Origin of the sequence: Polynucleobacter sp. MWH-Braz-FAM2G, assembly GCF_018687635.1 — a bacterium.
GTDB lineage: Bacteria > Pseudomonadota > Gammaproteobacteria > Burkholderiales > Burkholderiaceae > Polynucleobacter.
In genome coordinates this window covers 268815-285692 of record NZ_CP061300.1, presented here as the reverse complement: position 1 = coordinate 285692, position 16878 = coordinate 268815, and the positions used below count along the sequence as shown (strand labels likewise).

Below are 16878 nucleotides of genomic sequence, written 5' to 3'. Positions count from 1 at the left end.
TGAACAAAGAAGACATATTTTTATGACCTTTTCTTTTTTCCGTAAAGCTCCGCAGTTCTGGGAGAGACGTGGACCTACCAGCTTATTACTATGGCCACTTTCTTGGCTTTATGGCTTGGTATTGCGAGTACGTAAACTGATTCAAGATACTGGCTTAGTTAAACCTAAGCCTGCCCCTGTCCCCATCATTATTGTTGGCAATATTCGCGTAGGTGGAACTGGCAAAACTCCCATCGTGATTGCTTTATCAGAACGCTTAGTCCAACTAGGGTGGCACCCTGGAATTATCAGTCGCGGTTACGGCTCTTCTACACAGACTGAGCCAGTACAAGTCAGTAGTCATTCAGATCCTGCATTAGTGGGGGATGAACCTGTGTTGATTGCCAGGCGCACACATGATCAATTTCCGATTTGGGTCTTTCCAAAGCGTCAGAAAAGCATAGAGGCTTTACTCAAGCATTCACCGAACGTCAATGTGATTATTAGCGATGATGGTTTGCAACATAGCGGATTGGCCCGCTGGCCAGCGCGTGAAGGTGGACGCGATATCGAATTTGTAGTGCGTGATGGGCGTGGTGAAGGCAATCGCTTTTTATTGCCCGCAGGTCCATTGCGTGAACCAGCTACACGAGGGCGTGATGCAACTCTCTTTACTGGAAAGACAGCAAATGGTGATCGCGCAGCACAACCACAAGACGAGTACTTTTTAGGGCGACGTGGATTTTCGCTCTTAAGCTATCTAGGTGACGCATATCAATTAATAAATCCAAGCAATCATCAAACACTCGCACAAATTGCAGACAGTTATTTACTAAATAACATCACTGCTGTTGCCGCCCTGGGAAATCCACAACGTTTTTTTGACGATCTTCTTAAGCAAGGTATCGCCGCTAAAACGATTCCTCTGCCAGATCATGCAAGCTACGCTCCTGAATTTTTTGCAAAGATTCACACGCAATGCATTCTGATTACTGAAAAGGATGCAGTAAAGTGCGCCGACATCAAAGATGATCGCATTTGGGTGGTGCCAATGTCTCTCACCCTGCCAGACAGCCTAGCCGAATGGTTGCAATCCATCTTGCAACGGCCTGATCCTTATCGCTACAACTTGTAGGTTTGCTATACATAACGCTACACTGATAGCACTTGATCGTGATCACTCTTATTTAGAAGCCTTACAAAAAAAATTATGGATAAACGACTACTCAATATTTTGGTATGCCCTTTGTGTAAAAGCCAATTGCATTTAGATGCCGATAAGAATGAACTCATTTGTAAAGCAGATCGTTTGGCCTATCCAATTCGTGACGATATTCCTGTGATGCTAGTAGAGGAGGCTCGCAGCCTCACTCCAGAAGAAATTAATTAATTCGGCCACTCACTCAATGAACGATAGTTCTTCTGCGCTAGATTTTTTAGTGGTCATCCCAGCTAGACTGGGCTCCACTCGCTTACCCCGTAAACCATTGGCGGATATTGCTGGAAAACCTATGGTGATTCGAGTAGCAGAACGTGCTCGGCAATCTCAGGCTCATAGCGTTGTCGTTGCGACTGATTCGCCAGAAATCCAAGAAGTTTGCGATGAGCACCGAATTGAGTGCTTACTGACCAGCGCGGATCATCCGACGGGCACTGATCGAATTGCTGAAGTAGCTCAATTGCTCAAACTCCCAAATGATTCAATTATTGTGAATGTCCAAGGGGATGAGCCATTGATTCCTCCTGAACTGATTAATCAAGTAGCAAGCACATTAGCTCAGCATGCCCAATGCGCTATCTCAACGGTAGCAGTACCGATTTCAGATCCATCGGAGATTAACAACCCGAATGTAGTCAAAGTGGTCCTGAATCGATCTGGAGAAGCGCTCTATTTTTCAAGGGCAACAATTCCTTTTGTCAGAGACCCCAAAAGCAATCAAAATACGGAATATTTGCGTCATTTGGGCATTTACGCTTACAGAGCTGACTTTTTACAAGCCTATACCCGCCTAGAACCAGCCCCACCCGAGGAAGCGGAAGCTTTAGAACAGTTACGCGCCCTTTGGAATGGCTACCGTATTGCAGTCCATACCGCCTTAGAGGCGCCTCCAGCAGGGGTTGACACCCCAGAGGACCTAGAACGAGTTCGGTTACTGCTAGCTCAAATCTAAGCCCATCCTTCATAGTTCATGCTGTTTGCAGTTTCTCGGGGATAATCCTAGGCAAAAGGTATCCATCATCCCAACAAAATACGGGACAATGTCAGCTCTTCTAAGGGGAAAACAATGCGGTTGATTCTGCTCGGTGCACCAGGTGCTGGAAAAGGCACACAAGCTCAGTATATTTGCGAAAAATTCGGTATTCCACAAATTTCTACAGGCGATATGTTGCGTGCGGCTGTAAAAGCAGGAACCGAACTCGGTATTGCTGCTAAAAAAATCATGGATGCGGGCGGGCTTGTTTCCGACGACATCATTATCGGTCTCGTTAAAGATCGTCTGACTCAGCCAGATTGCAGCAAAGGATATTTGTTTGATGGTTTCCCAAGAACCATTCCTCAAGCACAGGCCATGAAAGATGCTGGCGTGCCCATTGATTACGTATTAGAAATTGATGTGCCATTTGAGGCAATCATTGATCGTATGGGTGGACGCCGGGTTCATCCAGCCTCTGGTCGTACCTATCACATCAAATACAACCCACCAAAAGTAGAGGGTAAAGATGATGTGACAGGCGAACCATTGATTCAACGCGATGACGACAAAGAAGAAACTGTTCGCAAACGTCTTCAAGTTTATGACGATCAAACTCGTCCACTTGTGGAGTACTACTCTACATGGGCTACGCAAGCCAGCCCAACTGACAAGGTGAAAGCGCCTGCTTATCGTAAGGTGAGCGGTACTGGTAGCGTTGAAGACATTACTGCCTCGATCTTCGAGGTGTTGAAATAATGGCAGTCAATTAATTTGTTTTGGCTAGATTAAAAAGGGGTTGCTTTGCAGCCCCTTTTTAATTAGGCATGAACACTTAATTTCATCCCTAAAGCATGGATCACTCTGGTCACCGTCTCAAATCGTGGGCGAGCCTCTATCTTTAAAGCCCTATATAAGGACTCTCTTGTTACTCCACTCTTTTTTGCAATCTCACTCATTCCTTTTGCTCTAGCAATATCACCAATAGCAGCAACAAACAAAGCAGGATCACCATCCTCGAGAACTACCGTCAGATATTCGGCTATATCTTTATCTGTCTTCAGATAATCAACAACATCAAACTTAGGCAAATCGCTAATTTTTATTTTTTTATTTTTTGTCATTTAAGCCTCCAAGGATCGAGCTATCTTTTTTACCTCTTTAATATCTGCCACTTGAGTGGCCTTGCATCCACCGCCCAACATAACAACAATTACCTTTCCATGCTGGATGTAATACATACGCCAGCCAGCTCCAAAATGCTCACGCATTTCCCAAATACCATCAGAGATAGGACTTACATCACCAAAATTTCCTAGAGCAACTTTACTAAGCCTTTTTGATAACCGTTTAATTGTTAGTGAATCTTGAATGCCGTTTAACCATTCGTCAAATTGGGGTGTTTTACGTATTTCAAACATACCCAAATTGTAATCAATTGGTTACAGTATATATCAAGAACCCACATCCATGAAATAGTCTTTAAAAAGTGCTGCAGGGGGTTTGTGAAGTGAAACTACTTAAGCTCTTTAAGAGCGCTCTCAAAAGATTCAATATCTGCAAAGCTTCGATAAACAGAAGCAAAACGAATATAGGCAACCTTATCAAGGCGCTTGAGTTCACGCATCACGAGTTCGCCCACGCGCTCACTTGGGATCTCTTTCTCCCCCAGACTCAAAAGCTTTTCTTCAATCCTGGCAATCGATTCATCCACGGAGTCTGAAGAGACTGGTCGTTTGCGCAATGCTAGCTTGATCGAGCTAGCTAACTTATCGTGACTGTATTCCACACGGCTACCATTTTTTTTGACGATAGCCGGAAGCACTAACTCTACACGCTCATAAGTCGTAAAGCGCTTATCGCATTTTGCACAACGGCGGCGGCGGCGAATAGTATCGCCTTCATCAGACACCCGAGTATCGAGTACTTGGGTGTCTTCGTTATGACAAAAAGGGCAGCGCAATGAGTCCTCTTTCTTTAAGCCAGTTGCTTAACCGTAAACAGGAAAACGTTTAGTAAGTTCGGCAACTTGCGCACGCACTTTAGCGATATTGTCTGGATCATTTGGGTTATCCAACACATCCGCTATAAAGTTTCCAACTTGTCTGGCTTCAGCTTCTTTAAAGCCACGAGTTGTCATGGCAGGGGAACCTAAACGAATGCCACTGGTCACCATAGGTTTTTCTGGATCATTCGGAATACCATTTTTATTACAAGTGATATGGGCTTCGCCCAAGACACGTTCAGCTTCTTTGCCAGTCATTTTCTTGGCACGCAAATCCACCAACATCACATGAGAATCAGTGCCTCCAGAAACAATCCGAAGTCCGCGCTCAATCAAAGTTTCCGCGAGTGCTTTTGCATTCGCTACCACTTGCTTTTGATATTCCTTGAAACTAGGTTCAGCCGCTTCCTTAAATGCGACTGCTTTAGCAGCAATCACATGCATCAAAGGGCCGCCTTGCAAACCAGGGAATACGGCTGAATTAATGGCTTTTTCATGTTCAGCTTTCATTAAGATGATGCCACCACGAGGTCCGCGCAAGCTTTTATGCGTAGTAGAGGTAACGATGTCCGCATGAGGCACTGGATTTGGATAAACACCTGCCGCAACCAATCCAGCGTAGTGAGCCATGTCGACCATGAAAATCGCGCCCACTTCTTTGGCTAATTTGCTGATGCGCTCAAAATCAATTTTCTTAGAGTAAGCGGATGCGCCAGCAATAATTAATTTTGGCTTGTGTTCACGAGCCAAACGTTCCATTTGCTCGTAATCAATTTCTTCGTTTTTATCGAGGCCGTAAGCGATAGGGTTAAACCACTTACCACTCATGTTCAAAGCCATGCCGTGAGTCAAGTGCCCGCCCTCGGCCAGACTCATGCCCATAAAGGTATCGCCAGGCTTTAAGAAAGCCAAAAATACTGCTTGGTTAGCAGATGCGCCACAATGGGGTTGCACGTTTGCTGCTTCAGCGCCAAACAAAGCCTTCACGCGATCAATTGCCAATTGCTCAGCAACATCCACGAATTCACAACCGCCGTAATAGCGCTTACCTGGATAGCCTTCAGCGTATTTATTGGTTAACTGGGAGCCTTGGGCTGCCATCACCGCTGGTGAGGTGTAGTTTTCAGAAGCAATCAATTCAATATGGTCTTCTTGACGCTTATTTTCGTTCTGAATGGCTTCCCACAATTGTGGGTCGGTTTTGGCTAAAGTATTTTGACGGTCAAACATGGTGATAATCCTGATGAAGTTGGATTGCTTAGTGAATTAACTTAGTAAAATCAACCTACATCATACAAAATCCACCATGACCTCTACACAAGACCTCTCATTCCTATCCCTAGTCCTCAATGCCAGCCTATTAGTACAGTTGGTAATGTTGTTATTACTAGGGATGTCAATTGCCTCTTGGACCATCATTTTCAAGAAAACAGCGGTTCTACGTGGGGTAAGACAGGATACTGACCGCTTTGAGCGTGACTTTTGGGCTGGTGGAGACCTCCATACCCTTTTGGAAGCTGCTCAACGCAATACCCGCAGTGACGCGGTTTTAGAGCATATTTTCGAGGCTGGCATGCAAGAGTTCATGAAAGTACGGGAAATTGATGCAGCCCGTCGCGCGATGAAGGCTACCTACCAACGAGAAATGGACCTGCTTGAGGCAAACCTCCCCTTTTTGGCATCTGTTGGCTCAGTTTCTCCTTATATTGGCCTTTTTGGCACTGTCTGGGGAATCATGCACTCCTTCCGTGGCTTAGCAAATGTCCAGAATGCAACTCTATCTGCAGTAGCTCCTGGTATTGCTGAAGCGCTTATTGCTACAGCGATTGGTTTGTTTGCGGCTATTCCCGCTGTGGTTGCCTATAACCGTGCAGCGACTGATGTAGATCGCCTCTCCATTCGCTTCGAAACTTTTATTGAAGAGTTCACTAATATTTTGCAGCGCCAAACTGCAGGGCGTTAATTGGACCAATAAGCGAAAAAATTATGGCCGCATCATCGTTACGAAAAAATAAACGTCGGGCAATGTCCGACATCAACGTCGTTCCCTATATCGATGTGATGTTGGTATTGCTGGTGATATTTATGGTTACCGCTCCAATGGTAAATCCTGGCGTAGTGAATCTACCAACCGTGGGTGGCGCCAAAGTGCAAACTCTACCACCCGTGTTTTTAACGATTGATGCAAATGAAAATGTCATCGTTCGAAAAGATGGTGATCCCACGCAAACACTGAATAAATTTGAACTTGGTACTTTCGCAAGATCGCAAGCAGAAAAATCTGCTGATCAACCAATCGTGATTGCAGCAGATAAATCGATCAAATACGAGACCGTGATGGATGTCATGTCCAAACTCAAAGAGAATGGTGTCAAGCGCGTTGGCCTTGCAGTCAAGACCCAATAAGGTCTAACGGTCAATCTTCATTTTTATGAATAGCGCCCCTACTTTTCAACCACGCTTCTCGCCATTTAAGCGAGGCAAATACACAAAACAAGAGAGTACCAAGCGCGCGTTTACATTTTCACTCATCGCGCATTTGGGGTTGCTTGCCTTGCTCATGGTTGGCATTAATTGGAATAACAAAACTTCTTCTGGTGTTGAAGTGGAGCTTTGGGATTCCGCACCTCAAGTTGAGGCACCACCTGAACCTGAAGTCAAAACGGAAGTTAAAGAAGAAGCCGCTGACATTGCCATCAAGAAAAAGGAAGTTAAGAAAGAGCCTCCAAAGAAAGAAATAAAAGAAACGTCCAAAGCTGCAAAACCTCCTCCACCAAAGGAGAAGGTCAAAGAAAAAGAGCCAGAGAAGCCGAAAAAAACTGAAGCTCCAAAGGCCCAGTCTCCCGCTGAAACTAAAGCGAATGCCGCAGCAGAAAAAGCGCGTGCGGATCAGTTGGCACGCTTGCGCGCTGCTGCTGGAGCTGAGGGTGGAAGTGGAGGCACGGTTGGCAGTGGTGTCGGTGGAGGAGGTAATGCTCCGCCAGGGTGGACTGATAAAGTCATTAAAAAAGTAAAGCCACTCATCGTCTTTAACCCAGAATCGGTCAGCGGAAATCCTGCAGCCGTCATCTTGGTAAATCTTGCGCCAGATGGAGCTATTTTGAGCACTAGTATTCAGTCATCTAGTGGCAATGCCAGTTGGGATCGGGCGGTATTACTCGCTCTTTCTCGTGCAGAGAGTCTGCCAAAAGACGACAATGGCAAAATTCCTCAACGCGAAGTAAAACTCACCTTTAAACCAAAGGATTAATGCATGTTGCAAACTGCAAAAAGATTGTTAGCGCCACTGAACTCTTTTAGCTTGGTAGTTATTGCCGTATGTATCAGCTTTGCGACACCTGCACTTGCACAGATGAATATTGAAATCACTGGTGTAGGTCAGTCACTCTACCCAATCGCAGTGATGCGCTTTAAGGATGAAAATAAATTACCGACTAGCGTTACAGAAATCATTCGGCAAGACTTAGCACGCAGCGGATACTTTAAAAATACTGAAAATGGCAATGCAGTTGAAAGTGATGACGGCACCCCCAATTACAAATCTTGGGCGGCGCGAGGTGCCGATGCTCTCGTAGTGGGTTCAGTGGTGCAGACTGGAGGATCTCAATTTGAGATTCATTACAAACTGTTTGATATTCGCAAATCCCAAAGTCTTGGGGGCTTAAACCTCAACTCCAGCGCAGATAACTTACGTGCAGTGGCCCATAAGATCGCTGATGACATCATCCTAAAGTTACTCGGTGAACGTGGCGTTTTCTCCACCCGCCTGTCTTATGTCATCAAAGACGGTAAGCGTTATCGCCTCGTTATCTCTGATGCCGATGGCCAAAATATCCGCAACGCTATGAATAGTAGCGAGCCGATCATCTCGCCATCTTGGTCACCCGATGGCAAAAAAGTGGCTTATGTTTCTTTTGAAGATCGCAAACCAGTAATCTATGTGCATGAACTAGCTACGGGTCGTCGCATATCGCTCTCCAATCAAAAGGGCAATAACAGTGCACCAGCATGGTCACCCGATGGTAAAAAGCTCGCCATCTCACTCTCCAAAGACGGGAATACTCAGATCTATGGAATCAATGCCGATGGCACAGGTTTGCATCGCTTAACACGCGGCAATACGATCGACACTGAACCCCAGTACTCTGCTGATGGTCGCTACATCTATTTCACTAGTGATCGTGGCGGCAACCCTCAAATCTATCGAATGAGCGCTGAAGGCGAGCAAGCAGAGGGAGTGAAACGGGTTACCTTTAAACAAGGATTCGTCACGTCGCCTCGTATTTCGCCAGATGGAAAATATTTGGCATATATTGCCAACGTTGGCGGCGCCTATCGACTCTACATTCTGAATTTAGCTACAGGGGATGCTCAGGCTCTTACCGATGGCACTAGTGATGAATCCCCCTCTTTTGCCGCAAATGGTCGCTACGTTCTCTACTCCACTAAAGTAGGTGGCAAACGCGTTCTTGCAGCAGTTTCAGTAGACGGAAATTCTAAACAGGTACTGAGCATTCCAGGATATGACGTTCGTCAGCCTTCTTGGGGTCCATTTATGGACTAAGGCCTGGATCGAACTTATCCCTCAAAGCCCCTTTAGGAGCTCAAAAAGTCATTTTTGATGTTCTTGGGGGCATAATATTACTAATTAGCTCCTTTGGAGCGTCTCAGTAACTAGTTTTGTCATTTGGCTTGTAGGAAAAAGGAAAGATCATGAAGATTTCTATCGCACGTCGTGCAGCAACATTGGCCTTAATTAGCGCTACAGCTCTCGTACTGGCTGCTTGCTCAAGCGTTAAATTAGATGACGTGGATGGCGCCAACGGCAGTGGTGGCAATGGTAACTTTGGTTCCCAACCTTGGAATGATCCGAAGAGCCCACTATTTGAAAAGAGTGTTTACTTTGGTTTTGATGAATACACCGTTCAGACTAAATATCAAAAGATGTTATCTGCGCACGCAAGCTATCTCAAAGCCAACCCAAAACAGAAAATCATCATTCAAGGAAACACGGATGATCGCGGTACTGCTGAGTACAACTTAGCACTCGGCCAACGTCGTTCAGATGCCGTTCGTAAATCATTGAACTTGATGGGTGTTTCCGATGATCAAATGGAAGCTGTCAGTTTTGGCAAAGAAAAACCAAAGGCTGAGGGTGACAACGAGGCCGCCTGGGCAGAGAATCGTCGCGCAGATATTGTTTATATCACCAACTAAATGATGATGTCTTCAAGCTCAATCAAACAAACGCTCTCACGAGCGTTTTGTTTAAGTGCCACCCTAATTTGCTTAAGTACATCAACCAGCGCTTGGGCTCTTTTCTCTGACGATGAAGCACGCAAGGCTATTTTGGATCTGCGTAAGTCCTTAGCTACGACCCAGCTGGAATTACAAGGACAAATAGATAAGCTCAAAGCCGAGAATGCCGAGCTACGCGGCAAAGTAGAAGAACTTGAAAAGCAAGGCGAAGATATCAACGCCAGCCAAAAAACGTACTACCAAGATCTTGATACACGCTTGGGTAATTTTGAACCACGCACCATCACCATTGAGGGCGTGAGTGGCACAGTACAGCCTGGCGAAAAGAAAGCTTATGACGATGCATTAAAAGCATTTCAGGCAGGTAATTTAAAAAAGGCTGATCAGGCTTTTTCTGCTTTCGTAGCCAAATATTCCAGTAGCCCCTATTTACCTCTCGCGCTGTATTGGGGCGGTAATAGCAAATACGCTAGCAAGGATTATGCAGGTGCTATCAGTCAACTCCAGCGTCTAATTAAGCTTTATCCAAATCATCCACGGATATCTGCAGCCATGGTGACTTTGGGAAATTCTCAATTAGAAAGTGGCAACAAAACAGCGGCCAAAAAAACATTTAGCGAAATCATTGCCAAATATCCAGACACTGAAGCCGCTAAAGAAGCGCAGCAGTTGATGAGTAGTACAAAATAATTTAGCAATAAATAACCCATGCCCGATTTGTCTGCAGCATTTACATCACTTGCCCCTCGCAAGCCTGGAGCCCCTGCAGTCATTCTGTTTTCTGGTGGACTCGACTCAACCACTGTTCTGGCCTTGGCGAAAGATCTGGGATACACGCCTTATGCCCTTTCAGTAGGCTACGGTCAACGCCACTCATCAGAGCTAGCGGCAGCCAAACATATTGCAAAACAAATTGGGGTGGCTCGTCACGAAGTGGTGAACTTAGACCTTACAAGATTTGGTGGATCAGCGCTAACTGATTCATCTATTGCAGTTCCCACCACCCCAAGCAATGATCAAGAGATTCCAATTACTTATGTGCCTGCACGCAATACGATTCTGCTATCCCTCGCATTAGGCTGGGCTGAATCCTTGGGTGGTCTTGATATTTTTTATGGCGCAAATTCGGTGGATTATTCAGGCTATCCAGACTGTCGCCCAGAGTATGTTGCCTCATTTGAGCAGATGGCTAATCTTGCAACTAAAGCTGGTGTAGAGGCCATTAATGATTCGAATCGCTTTAGGGTGCACGCACCCATTATTAACCTTACTAAAGCAGAAATCATTCAACTAGGAAACACTTTAGGCGTTGATTACTCGCAAACCGTTTCTTGCTACCAAGCAAATGACCTAGGTGAGGCGTGTGGTGAGTGCGAATCTTGTCGCTTAAGGCAAGCGGGCTTTAAACAAGCTAATGTGAGTGATCCTACTCGCTATCAAAAAAAGTAATTCAAATTATTTTGGCTGCACTTCCATCATTCTCGCAACGTAGCGTGCGATAAGGTCCACTTCTAGATTCACAGCATCACCTACCTTTAAATTACCTAGTGTTGTGTTCTGCAAAGTATGTGGAATGATGTTGATATCAATAATGCATGAAATTGGTGTGTCCTCAGTTTGATTGACTGTGAGTGATACTCCATTGACAACAATAGAGCCTTTATAAGCTAGGTACTGAGCTAACTCTTTTGGCGCCTCAATACGAAGCAACCAAGATCCATAAGCATCATTCGCTACTTGAGCAAAATGCGCAACCTTACCAACGCCATCTACATGTCCGCTAACTAAATGCCCGCCCAAACGATCATTCAAGCGCATGGCTTTTTCAAGGTTAACCGGTCCGACTTTATCTAGGCCAACCGTTTTATTGAGTGACTCTCGTGAAATGTCCAAAGAAAAACTAGAGTCATTCAGTTGAGTTGCTGTCATGCAAGCACCCTGAATAGCAATGCTGTCGCCTAAGGCAACATCATCTAAATAACCCGCAGGTACTTCAACCTCCAAATGCAGGCCATCACCCTTTACTTGAGTGCTTTTAATTTGACCAACTGCAGTAATGATTCCAGTAAACATAAGCGGGATTTTAGTTCTTAACTATTTTTAATTAAACGCATTCGAAGATCAGATCCAAACAGGGTTTGATCAATAGGTTTCCAATCTTGTCTGTTATTTAAAGAGCTTAAAGGGTTGATATTGGCCATACCAATACCTTCACCCATAAAAAATGGTGCGTAATACAACAGAAGTTCATCTACGCAATTTTCTCGAAGTAAAGAGCCATTCAACTTAAAACCCGCCTCAACATGAATCTCATTCATTTCACGATCTTTTGCGAGATAAGAAAATAATTGAGGAAGGTCGACTTTGCTAAATGCATTTGCCATTGCAATCACCTCTACCCCCCTCTCTCTTAATGCCTTAGCCTTCAGCTCGATTTCAGGGCTTTCTAGATTGGCGCAAACAATGATGACACCAGATTGTTCTACATTTTTTAGAATTTTTGCAGTCAATGGCGTTTCTAATTTCGAATCCACAATGACACGCCAAGGCTGACGCTCAGTTTGCACATCCCGAACATTTAGACTGGGATCGTCTTCTTTGACAGTACCCACTCCCGTTAGAATGGCGCACGCTTGCGCACGCCAATGATGCCCATCCGCTCTTGCAAGTGGTCCTGTGATCCACTGACTGCGACCATCAGGCAAAGCCGTTTTGCCATCCAAGCTTGCGGCAATTTTCATGCGCACCCAAGGTAGTCCTCGTGTCATCCTAGAAATAAAACCTGGGTTTAGTGCACGCGCCTCCAACTCCATCAGACCACAATGAGCCTTGATTCCAGCCGCTTTTAAGCGCTCTAAGCCTTTGCCAGCGACTAAGGGATTAGGGTCAGACATGGCAACAAATACGGTAGCAGGTTTTGCCTCGATCAAGGCATCAACACAAGGCGGTGTTCTTCCAGTATGACTACATGGTTCAAGGGTCGCATAGATGGTTGAACCGGCTACATCATTACCAAGAGCTTTTGCGTGACTTAGGGCCTGCACCTCTGCGTGAGCACCCCCAACCCTTTGAGTAAACCCCTTACCAATCACTTGACCGCCCTTAACAATCACGCAACCCACTCTAGGGTTAGGATTTGATAGGTAGAGTGCTTTTTGAGCCTCGGCCAAGGCCTCGCCCATGAACTGATGGTCAGCTGCGTTATACATAGGGTCTATTAAACCATTCAATGGCAACGCTTCGCATCAGATGCTGGATTACAGATGCGCCAACGCCCTCCACTACCCAAAATCATTTGGCGCTCTATGCTAGGAACTCTCAGGTGGCCCAAAATTAAGCGATTGGCCACAAATCCACCATGAGCCGTTTTAGCCGCTCCCGCCGCATTAAAAAGGATCCCCTTTTTGCCTGAGTTTGGATCAATAAATTGCTTACCTCCGCCCTTAAAGTAAACGGGTTCAATGCTCGCCTGTGAGAACCATTGCCTGCTAGTACACGCTGCTTTTACCGACTTCCCAATACATCCACTTTGAACAATCCATCCAGCTTCCCATTGATCTTGGGATCTAGGCACGATATGCGCCGATTGACCCAAATATAGAGCTTGTTGACGGGCAAACTGAGCATGAGCAATAAATCTTCTAGCAATCGTTTCCACTTCTCGAGCGGCGATTTGCTCTTGCAATAATGGCATAGTCATCATGGCCATAATCGCAATAATTAAGATTACCGCCATAAGCTCTAGCAAACTAAAACCTAATTGCCGAATTGAGCTTGAGTTTTGGCTTTTAATCAAATGCTTGGCGCCAATTGAAACGTCTAGCTATACCCGTCTTATCATCTATGACAACACCAATCTGAATCGTTGGCTTTTCTTTACTAGAGATAAGCCAACGATTTTTTCCTGCGGGCTGAACAAAACAACTATTCTCTTTTAGATTAGAGAGCGCAGTAATGTTTTGTTCGCATTCAAGCACAGCTTTTTCTGCAGCGATGAAATGTTGCTGAGCTACTGTCAACGTTTCTACTTCTACTATGCGTATTGCATTTAGCCTCTCTAAATGCGCGACTAAGGCAGTACATAACAATAGCAGTGAAATTACCCACGCTAAAATCATCAGAGATTCCGGGTTGAAAAACTGCGCTCAAAGTCTAGATTTAACTTTGCTCCATCGGTCATTTTTAACTTAATCCTAAAGAGCTTCTGACCTTTGACTGATTGGGCCTGCGGGGGGCTTACTTCTTCAATAAAAAACCCATTGATGCCATTCATTAAACTAGTGTTTTGGATTTTTCCCTGACGATCAAGCGATTGACATATCAGTGAACCACCATTTACTTTTTGTCCTTTTGGAATTCCTGCTTGATGATTTACTAAAAATCCTTGGAGTGCCAAATGATTCCTAGTGCGCTCCTTAGTAATTACATTGCCAATACAATCATAGTCAACGCCATTTGATAATTCGTATTGAATAGTAAGTGAATCAGAATTTTTATATCCCCCTCCCTTTTGTATTTGCAGGTATGAATCAACGCTTGATTCTTTAGATCCTGAAGTAGACTTCAATGATTCTGAGGGTTTCAAGTTTTGATAGCCCGCTATACGAATGGCACGACCAATCAATTCAAAAGCGCGATCTGCTTCTGAAATCAGTGCCTGTGTTTTTTCATATTCAATTTGTTTGATAACCAAATCAGCGCTTGTTCTTAATAATGGATTGAGTAGCAGTGCGCATAGAGCGATTCCGATCAGACACTCGAGCAATGTCATTGCTTAGACCTTTGATAGATAAATCAAGATTAGCCCTAACTTGTTCTTGTATTTCAAAGGTATCCATTTCCTTTCTGAGTTGCGACCTTTTGCTTTCTTGCTTTACCAGGTTGAAAGCTAAGCGGTGATAAATACCCACCGATGCAATCCAAACCCCCAAAATCATGCTCATAGCCACCAAAACCTCAAGCAAAATGAAACCCTGGCTATTTATAGCCATGAAACTTCCATTAAGGGGTTTTTGATCTGACATGCCTTATTTTCAACGGTAGAGTTCATTCTCAAAACTCCTCTCCAAAGCTCTTACTGTCAGAAATTTGCGATATTGGGGTAGTAGCGAACAACAAGTCGTTCCTGCGCTTAAAATAGAGGGCTATGCCAAATAACCTTGCCTCCACCGAAGAAATTATTGCTGAGCTCCGTGCCGGCAAAATGGTGATCCTCGTGGATGAAGAAGATCGCGAAAACGAGGGCGATTTAGTCTTGGCGGCTGATCATGTGACTGCAGATGCCGTAAATTTCATGGCAAAACATGGTCGTGGACTCATCTGCTTAACCTTAACTCGTGAGCGCTGCCAACAACTAAATCTCCCCCTAATGGTGAGAGATAACGGCACATCGATGGGAACCAATTTCACGGTGTCTATTGAGGCGGCTAGCGGAGTGACTACAGGCATCTCAGCTGCAGATCGTGCATTGACTATCAAAACAGCAGTTGCACCAAATGCTAAACCAAATGATTTAGTTCAACCTGGTCATATTTTTCCATTGATGGCTCAACCAGGCGGCGTATTAATTCGATCGGGACATACAGAGGCAGGATGCGATTTAGCTGCCATGGCTGGATGTTCACCCACTTCGGTCATTTGCGAAATCATGAAAGATGATGGCAGTATGGCTCGCCTTCCTGATCTTCTAGAGTTTGCAAAAGAGCACCAACTAAAAATTGGCAGTATCGCCGACCTGATTCAGTACCGCAGCCAAAATGAAAGCATTGTGGTTCGTGAAGGTTCTCGCGAATTCATTACACCCTGGGGAAAATTCCAAGGCATCGTTTATCGCGACACTCCGAGCTCTTGCATGCACGTCGCTCTCATTCACGGCAAACCTTCTGAGACCCAAGAAACATTGGTGCGTGTTCATGAGCCAGTTACCGTATTAGATTTTCTGGATTCGAATGTGAGTACTCATTCTTGGCCGCTGGCAAAAGCTCTAGAGCAAATTGCCTCTTCGCCTGCTGGGGTAGCAGTGCTCCTCAACGCATCTGGCATCGCCGCCCCCAATGGTCAAGATTGGTTAGTCCAGTTTCAAAAACTGAATCAGTCGCAAGATGAGGCTAAGAAACCGCTAACCAGAAAAACAGATTTCAGAAGTTATGGCATAGGCGCACAAATCTTAAAAGATATTGGCGTAGGCAAAATGCGCTTACTTGCTAATCCAAGTCCTGTACCAAGTCTATCTGGCTATAAGCTCGAAGTTACAGGTTACAAACCTTACACCCCTTAAATCTCACAGATCTAAATAATTTTTAAGAAAATTGACATGACCAACTCAACGAATGATTTTGTAGGCGTTCTTGAAGCAGACCTAAATGGTCAAGATCTACGTATAGGCATCGTGCAAGCGCGTTTCAATGAAGATCATTGTGTTGCCTTAACCAATGCCTGCATTAACGAACTACTTTCCCTTGGGGTTTTGCAAGCGGACATTAAGCTAGTTACTGTCCCTGGTGCACTGGAGATTCCATTTGCCCTGCAAAAATTAGCAGAGACTGGCGAGTTTGACGGCTTGGTTGCTCTTGGAGCAGTGATCCGTGGCGAAACTTATCACTTTGAGTTGGTCTCCAATGAATCCGCTGCCGGTATTACCCGCATCTCAATTGATTCAGGATTACCAATTGCTAACGGTGTATTAACTTGCGACACAGATGAGCAGGCTCATGCCCGCGTTCAAGTAAAAGGCGCTGAATGCGCTCAAGCTGTGGTGGAGATGGCGAATCTTGCTCTAGCCTTAACCCCTGATATCGATATTGAAATTAACTCGAGCGAAGAATAATTTGCATGTCTAGCCAAAACCATACTACCCCTCAGGCAAGCAAGGAAACTAAGCCTGCTCCAAAACGCTCACTGACCCCACGGCGTCGCGCCAGAGAGTATGCCTTACAAGGGGTCTATCAAAGCTTAGTGATGCGGCGCGCTGGCAGCATCCCAAATAGTGCTGCAATCGCTAAACAGCTTGCTGAAGACCCAGCATTTCGTCGTTGCCAACTAGATCTCTTTCAGGGGATTTTTGACGGCGTATTAGCCCGTACCGATGAATTAGAAGCCATCATCACTCCGGCTTTAGATCGTCCTATTAATGAACTCTCCCCTGTAGAGCATGCTGCACTTCTCATAGGGGTATATGAGCTAGCTGTCGACCTCTCGGTTCCCTACAAAGTAGCCATCAATGAAGCGGTAGAGCTGGCTAAAACATTTGGTGGCACGGATGGCCACAAGTACGTCAATGGCGTTTTAGACCTACTTGCGCAAAAGTTACGTACCGCGGAGACCCAATCAAGTTAAGTAACGATTCAATTTCAGCCTAAAACTAAAGCCTCTAAGCCCTAAAAGCTTCGAGGCTTTCTTGCTCATTGAAGGATAAAATGACTTTCATCTATATCGGGGTAAAAA

At 45.1% G+C, this 16878-nt stretch carries 24 protein-coding genes; 14 read left to right on the top strand and 10 right to left on the bottom strand.

Annotated elements, in window-relative coordinates; genetic code table 11:
* The first annotated feature begins 22 nt into the window (after positions 1-22).
* From lpxK to adk, 4 genes are all read left to right on the top strand, one after another.
* Positions 23-1114 carry a tetraacyldisaccharide 4'-kinase gene (gene lpxK / locus FD973_RS01535; RefSeq protein ID WP_215323900.1) on the top strand — a complete coding sequence of 364 codons (1092 nt, stop codon included), beginning with the start codon at positions 23-25 and terminating at the stop codon, positions 1112-1114.
* A gap of 75 nt (positions 1115-1189) precedes the next feature.
* Positions 1190-1369 (top strand): Trm112 family protein, encoded by a 180-nt coding sequence (locus FD973_RS01530; protein WP_215323899.1) that lies wholly within the window; start codon positions 1190-1192, stop codon positions 1367-1369.
* A gap of 16 nt (positions 1370-1385) precedes the next feature.
* On the top strand, positions 1386-2150 hold the full coding sequence (gene kdsB / locus FD973_RS01525) for a 3-deoxy-manno-octulosonate cytidylyltransferase (RefSeq protein WP_215323898.1): 765 nt from the start codon (positions 1386-1388) through the stop codon (positions 2148-2150).
* Between the two features lie 114 nt (positions 2151-2264).
* Positions 2265-2930 carry an adenylate kinase gene (gene adk / locus FD973_RS01520; protein WP_215323897.1) on the top strand — a complete coding sequence of 222 codons (666 nt, stop codon included), beginning with the start codon at positions 2265-2267 and terminating at the stop codon, positions 2928-2930.
* A gap of 62 nt (positions 2931-2992) precedes the next feature.
* Here adk and FD973_RS01515 read toward each other — a convergent pair whose 3' ends face one another.
* The 4 genes from FD973_RS01515 to glyA form a co-directional block, all read right to left on the bottom strand.
* Complete coding sequence (locus tag FD973_RS01515) at positions 2993-3295, bottom strand: addiction module antidote protein (RefSeq protein WP_215323896.1); 303 nt, start codon at positions 3293-3295, stop codon at positions 2993-2995.
* Positions 3296-3592: a type II toxin-antitoxin system RelE/ParE family toxin gene (locus FD973_RS01510; protein ID WP_215323895.1), complete on the bottom strand. Its 297-nt coding sequence runs from the start codon at positions 3590-3592 to the stop codon at positions 3296-3298.
* 95 nt (positions 3593-3687) lie between these two features.
* A complete protein-coding gene (nrdR, locus tag FD973_RS01505; protein WP_215321463.1) occupies positions 3688-4134 on the bottom strand; it encodes a transcriptional regulator NrdR in 447 nt (148 codons plus the stop codon).
* 27 nt (positions 4135-4161) lie between these two features.
* Complete coding sequence (gene glyA, locus FD973_RS01500; RefSeq protein ID WP_215323894.1) at positions 4162-5406, bottom strand: serine hydroxymethyltransferase; 1245 nt, start codon at positions 5404-5406, stop codon at positions 4162-4164.
* A gap of 76 nt (positions 5407-5482) precedes the next feature.
* Between glyA and tolQ the strand changes: the two genes are divergently transcribed.
* The 7 genes from tolQ (at position 5483) to queC (ending at position 10884) form a co-directional block, all read left to right on the top strand.
* On the top strand, positions 5483-6139 hold the full coding sequence (gene tolQ, locus FD973_RS01495; protein ID WP_215323893.1) for a protein TolQ: 657 nt from the start codon (positions 5483-5485) through the stop codon (positions 6137-6139).
* Positions 6140-6162: 23 nt separating this feature from the next.
* Positions 6163-6582, top strand: a complete 420-nt coding sequence (tolR, locus tag FD973_RS01490; RefSeq protein WP_215323892.1) for a protein TolR — start codon at positions 6163-6165, stop codon at positions 6580-6582.
* 25 nt (positions 6583-6607) lie between these two features.
* Positions 6608-7426 carry a cell envelope integrity protein TolA gene (tolA, locus tag FD973_RS01485; RefSeq protein ID WP_215323891.1) on the top strand — a complete coding sequence of 273 codons (819 nt, stop codon included), beginning with the start codon at positions 6608-6610 and terminating at the stop codon, positions 7424-7426.
* A 3-nt stretch (positions 7427-7429) separates the two neighbouring features.
* Entirely contained in the window at positions 7430-8740 is a 1311-nt protein-coding gene (gene tolB / locus FD973_RS01480) for a Tol-Pal system beta propeller repeat protein TolB (protein ID WP_215323890.1), read from the top strand.
* Between the two features lie 149 nt (positions 8741-8889).
* On the top strand, positions 8890-9393 hold the full coding sequence (gene pal, locus FD973_RS01475; RefSeq protein ID WP_215323889.1) for a peptidoglycan-associated lipoprotein Pal: 504 nt from the start codon (positions 8890-8892) through the stop codon (positions 9391-9393).
* Positions 9394-10125 (top strand): tol-pal system protein YbgF, encoded by a 732-nt coding sequence (ybgF, locus tag FD973_RS01470; protein WP_215323888.1) that lies wholly within the window; start codon positions 9394-9396, stop codon positions 10123-10125.
* Between the two features lie 18 nt (positions 10126-10143).
* Positions 10144-10884, top strand: coding sequence for a 7-cyano-7-deazaguanine synthase QueC (gene queC, locus FD973_RS01465; RefSeq protein ID WP_215323887.1), 741 nt, complete (start codon positions 10144-10146; stop codon positions 10882-10884).
* 6 nt (positions 10885-10890) lie between these two features.
* Here queC and FD973_RS01460 read toward each other — a convergent pair whose 3' ends face one another.
* Genes FD973_RS01460 through FD973_RS01435 form a run of 6 tightly spaced genes read right to left on the bottom strand, consistent with a single transcriptional unit; the run spans position 10891 to position 14426 of the window.
* Positions 10891-11508 (bottom strand): riboflavin synthase, encoded by a 618-nt coding sequence (locus FD973_RS01460; RefSeq protein WP_215323886.1) that lies wholly within the window; start codon positions 11506-11508, stop codon positions 10891-10893.
* Between the two features lie 17 nt (positions 11509-11525).
* Entirely contained in the window at positions 11526-12644 is a 1119-nt protein-coding gene (gene ribD, locus FD973_RS01455) for a bifunctional diaminohydroxyphosphoribosylaminopyrimidine deaminase/5-amino-6-(5-phosphoribosylamino)uracil reductase RibD (protein ID WP_215323885.1), read from the bottom strand.
* 17 nt (positions 12645-12661) lie between these two features.
* Positions 12662-13231 carry a GspH/FimT family pseudopilin gene (locus FD973_RS01450; RefSeq protein WP_256442836.1) on the bottom strand — a complete coding sequence of 190 codons (570 nt, stop codon included), beginning with the start codon at positions 13229-13231 and terminating at the stop codon, positions 12662-12664.
* Positions 13224-13553 (bottom strand): hypothetical protein, encoded by a 330-nt coding sequence (locus tag FD973_RS01445; protein WP_215323884.1) that lies wholly within the window; start codon positions 13551-13553, stop codon positions 13224-13226. Before FD973_RS01445 ends, FD973_RS01450 begins: the two co-directional genes overlap by 8 nt.
* A complete protein-coding gene (locus FD973_RS01440) occupies positions 13553-14128 on the bottom strand; it encodes a hypothetical protein (protein ID WP_215323883.1) in 576 nt (191 codons plus the stop codon). Before FD973_RS01440 ends, FD973_RS01445 begins: the two co-directional genes overlap by 1 nt.
* A gap of 1 nt (position 14129) precedes the next feature.
* Complete coding sequence (locus FD973_RS01435) at positions 14130-14426, bottom strand: type II secretion system protein (RefSeq protein WP_215323882.1); 297 nt, start codon at positions 14424-14426, stop codon at positions 14130-14132.
* 155 nt (positions 14427-14581) lie between these two features.
* Here FD973_RS01435 and ribBA point away from each other — a divergent pair, with 155 nt between their 5' ends.
* From ribBA to nusB, 3 genes are read left to right on the top strand one after another with little or no spacing between them, the layout of a single operon-like run.
* The gene (gene ribBA, locus FD973_RS01430; RefSeq protein WP_215323881.1) at positions 14582-15712 is read left to right on the top strand and encodes a bifunctional 3,4-dihydroxy-2-butanone-4-phosphate synthase/GTP cyclohydrolase II; all 1131 of its coding nucleotides are present in this window, start codon (positions 14582-14584) and stop codon (positions 15710-15712) included.
* 36 nt (positions 15713-15748) lie between these two features.
* The gene (gene ribH, locus FD973_RS01425) at positions 15749-16261 is read left to right on the top strand and encodes a 6,7-dimethyl-8-ribityllumazine synthase (protein ID WP_215323880.1); all 513 of its coding nucleotides are present in this window, start codon (positions 15749-15751) and stop codon (positions 16259-16261) included.
* Positions 16262-16266: 5 nt separating this feature from the next.
* Complete coding sequence (gene nusB / locus FD973_RS01420; RefSeq protein WP_215323879.1) at positions 16267-16770, top strand: transcription antitermination factor NusB; 504 nt, start codon at positions 16267-16269, stop codon at positions 16768-16770.
* Positions 16771-16878: the final 108 nt, after the last annotated feature.

Coding starts and splice junctions, on each gene's coding strand:
- glyA (WP_215323894.1), bottom strand. CDS start 5,406: ATGTTTGACCGTCAAAATACTTTAGCCAAAACCGACCCACAATTGTGG.
- pal (WP_215323889.1), top strand. CDS start 8,890: ATGAAGATTTCTATCGCACGTCGTGCAGCAACATTGGCCTTAATTAGC.
- tolB (WP_215323890.1), top strand. CDS start 7,430: ATGTTGCAAACTGCAAAAAGATTGTTAGCGCCACTGAACTCTTTTAGC.
- FD973_RS01445 (WP_215323884.1), bottom strand. CDS start 13,553: ATGATTTTAGCGTGGGTAATTTCACTGCTATTGTTATGTACTGCCTTA.
- FD973_RS01460 (WP_215323886.1), bottom strand. CDS start 11,508: ATGTTTACTGGAATCATTACTGCAGTTGGTCAAATTAAAAGCACTCAA.
- kdsB (WP_215323898.1), top strand. CDS start 1,386: ATGAACGATAGTTCTTCTGCGCTAGATTTTTTAGTGGTCATCCCAGCT.
- ribH (WP_215323880.1), top strand. CDS start 15,749: ATGACCAACTCAACGAATGATTTTGTAGGCGTTCTTGAAGCAGACCTA.
- FD973_RS01435 (WP_215323882.1), bottom strand. CDS start 14,426: ATGGCTATAAATAGCCAGGGTTTCATTTTGCTTGAGGTTTTGGTGGCT.
- tolA (WP_215323891.1), top strand. CDS start 6,608: ATGAATAGCGCCCCTACTTTTCAACCACGCTTCTCGCCATTTAAGCGA.
- FD973_RS01515 (WP_215323896.1), bottom strand. CDS start 3,295: ATGACAAAAAATAAAAAAATAAAAATTAGCGATTTGCCTAAGTTTGAT.
- ribBA (WP_215323881.1), top strand. CDS start 14,582: ATGCCAAATAACCTTGCCTCCACCGAAGAAATTATTGCTGAGCTCCGT.
- adk (WP_215323897.1), top strand. CDS start 2,265: ATGCGGTTGATTCTGCTCGGTGCACCAGGTGCTGGAAAAGGCACACAA.
- tolR (WP_215323892.1), top strand. CDS start 6,163: ATGGCCGCATCATCGTTACGAAAAAATAAACGTCGGGCAATGTCCGAC.
- FD973_RS01510 (WP_215323895.1), bottom strand. CDS start 3,592: ATGTTTGAAATACGTAAAACACCCCAATTTGACGAATGGTTAAACGGC.
- ribD (WP_215323885.1), bottom strand. CDS start 12,644: ATGTATAACGCAGCTGACCATCAGTTCATGGGCGAGGCCTTGGCCGAG.
- ybgF (WP_215323888.1), top strand. CDS start 9,394: ATGATGATGTCTTCAAGCTCAATCAAACAAACGCTCTCACGAGCGTTT.
- FD973_RS01530 (WP_215323899.1), top strand. CDS start 1,190: ATGGATAAACGACTACTCAATATTTTGGTATGCCCTTTGTGTAAAAGC.
- tolQ (WP_215323893.1), top strand. CDS start 5,483: ATGACCTCTACACAAGACCTCTCATTCCTATCCCTAGTCCTCAATGCC.
- queC (WP_215323887.1), top strand. CDS start 10,144: ATGCCCGATTTGTCTGCAGCATTTACATCACTTGCCCCTCGCAAGCCT.
- lpxK (WP_215323900.1), top strand. CDS start 23: ATGACCTTTTCTTTTTTCCGTAAAGCTCCGCAGTTCTGGGAGAGACGT.
- nusB (WP_215323879.1), top strand. CDS start 16,267: ATGTCTAGCCAAAACCATACTACCCCTCAGGCAAGCAAGGAAACTAAG.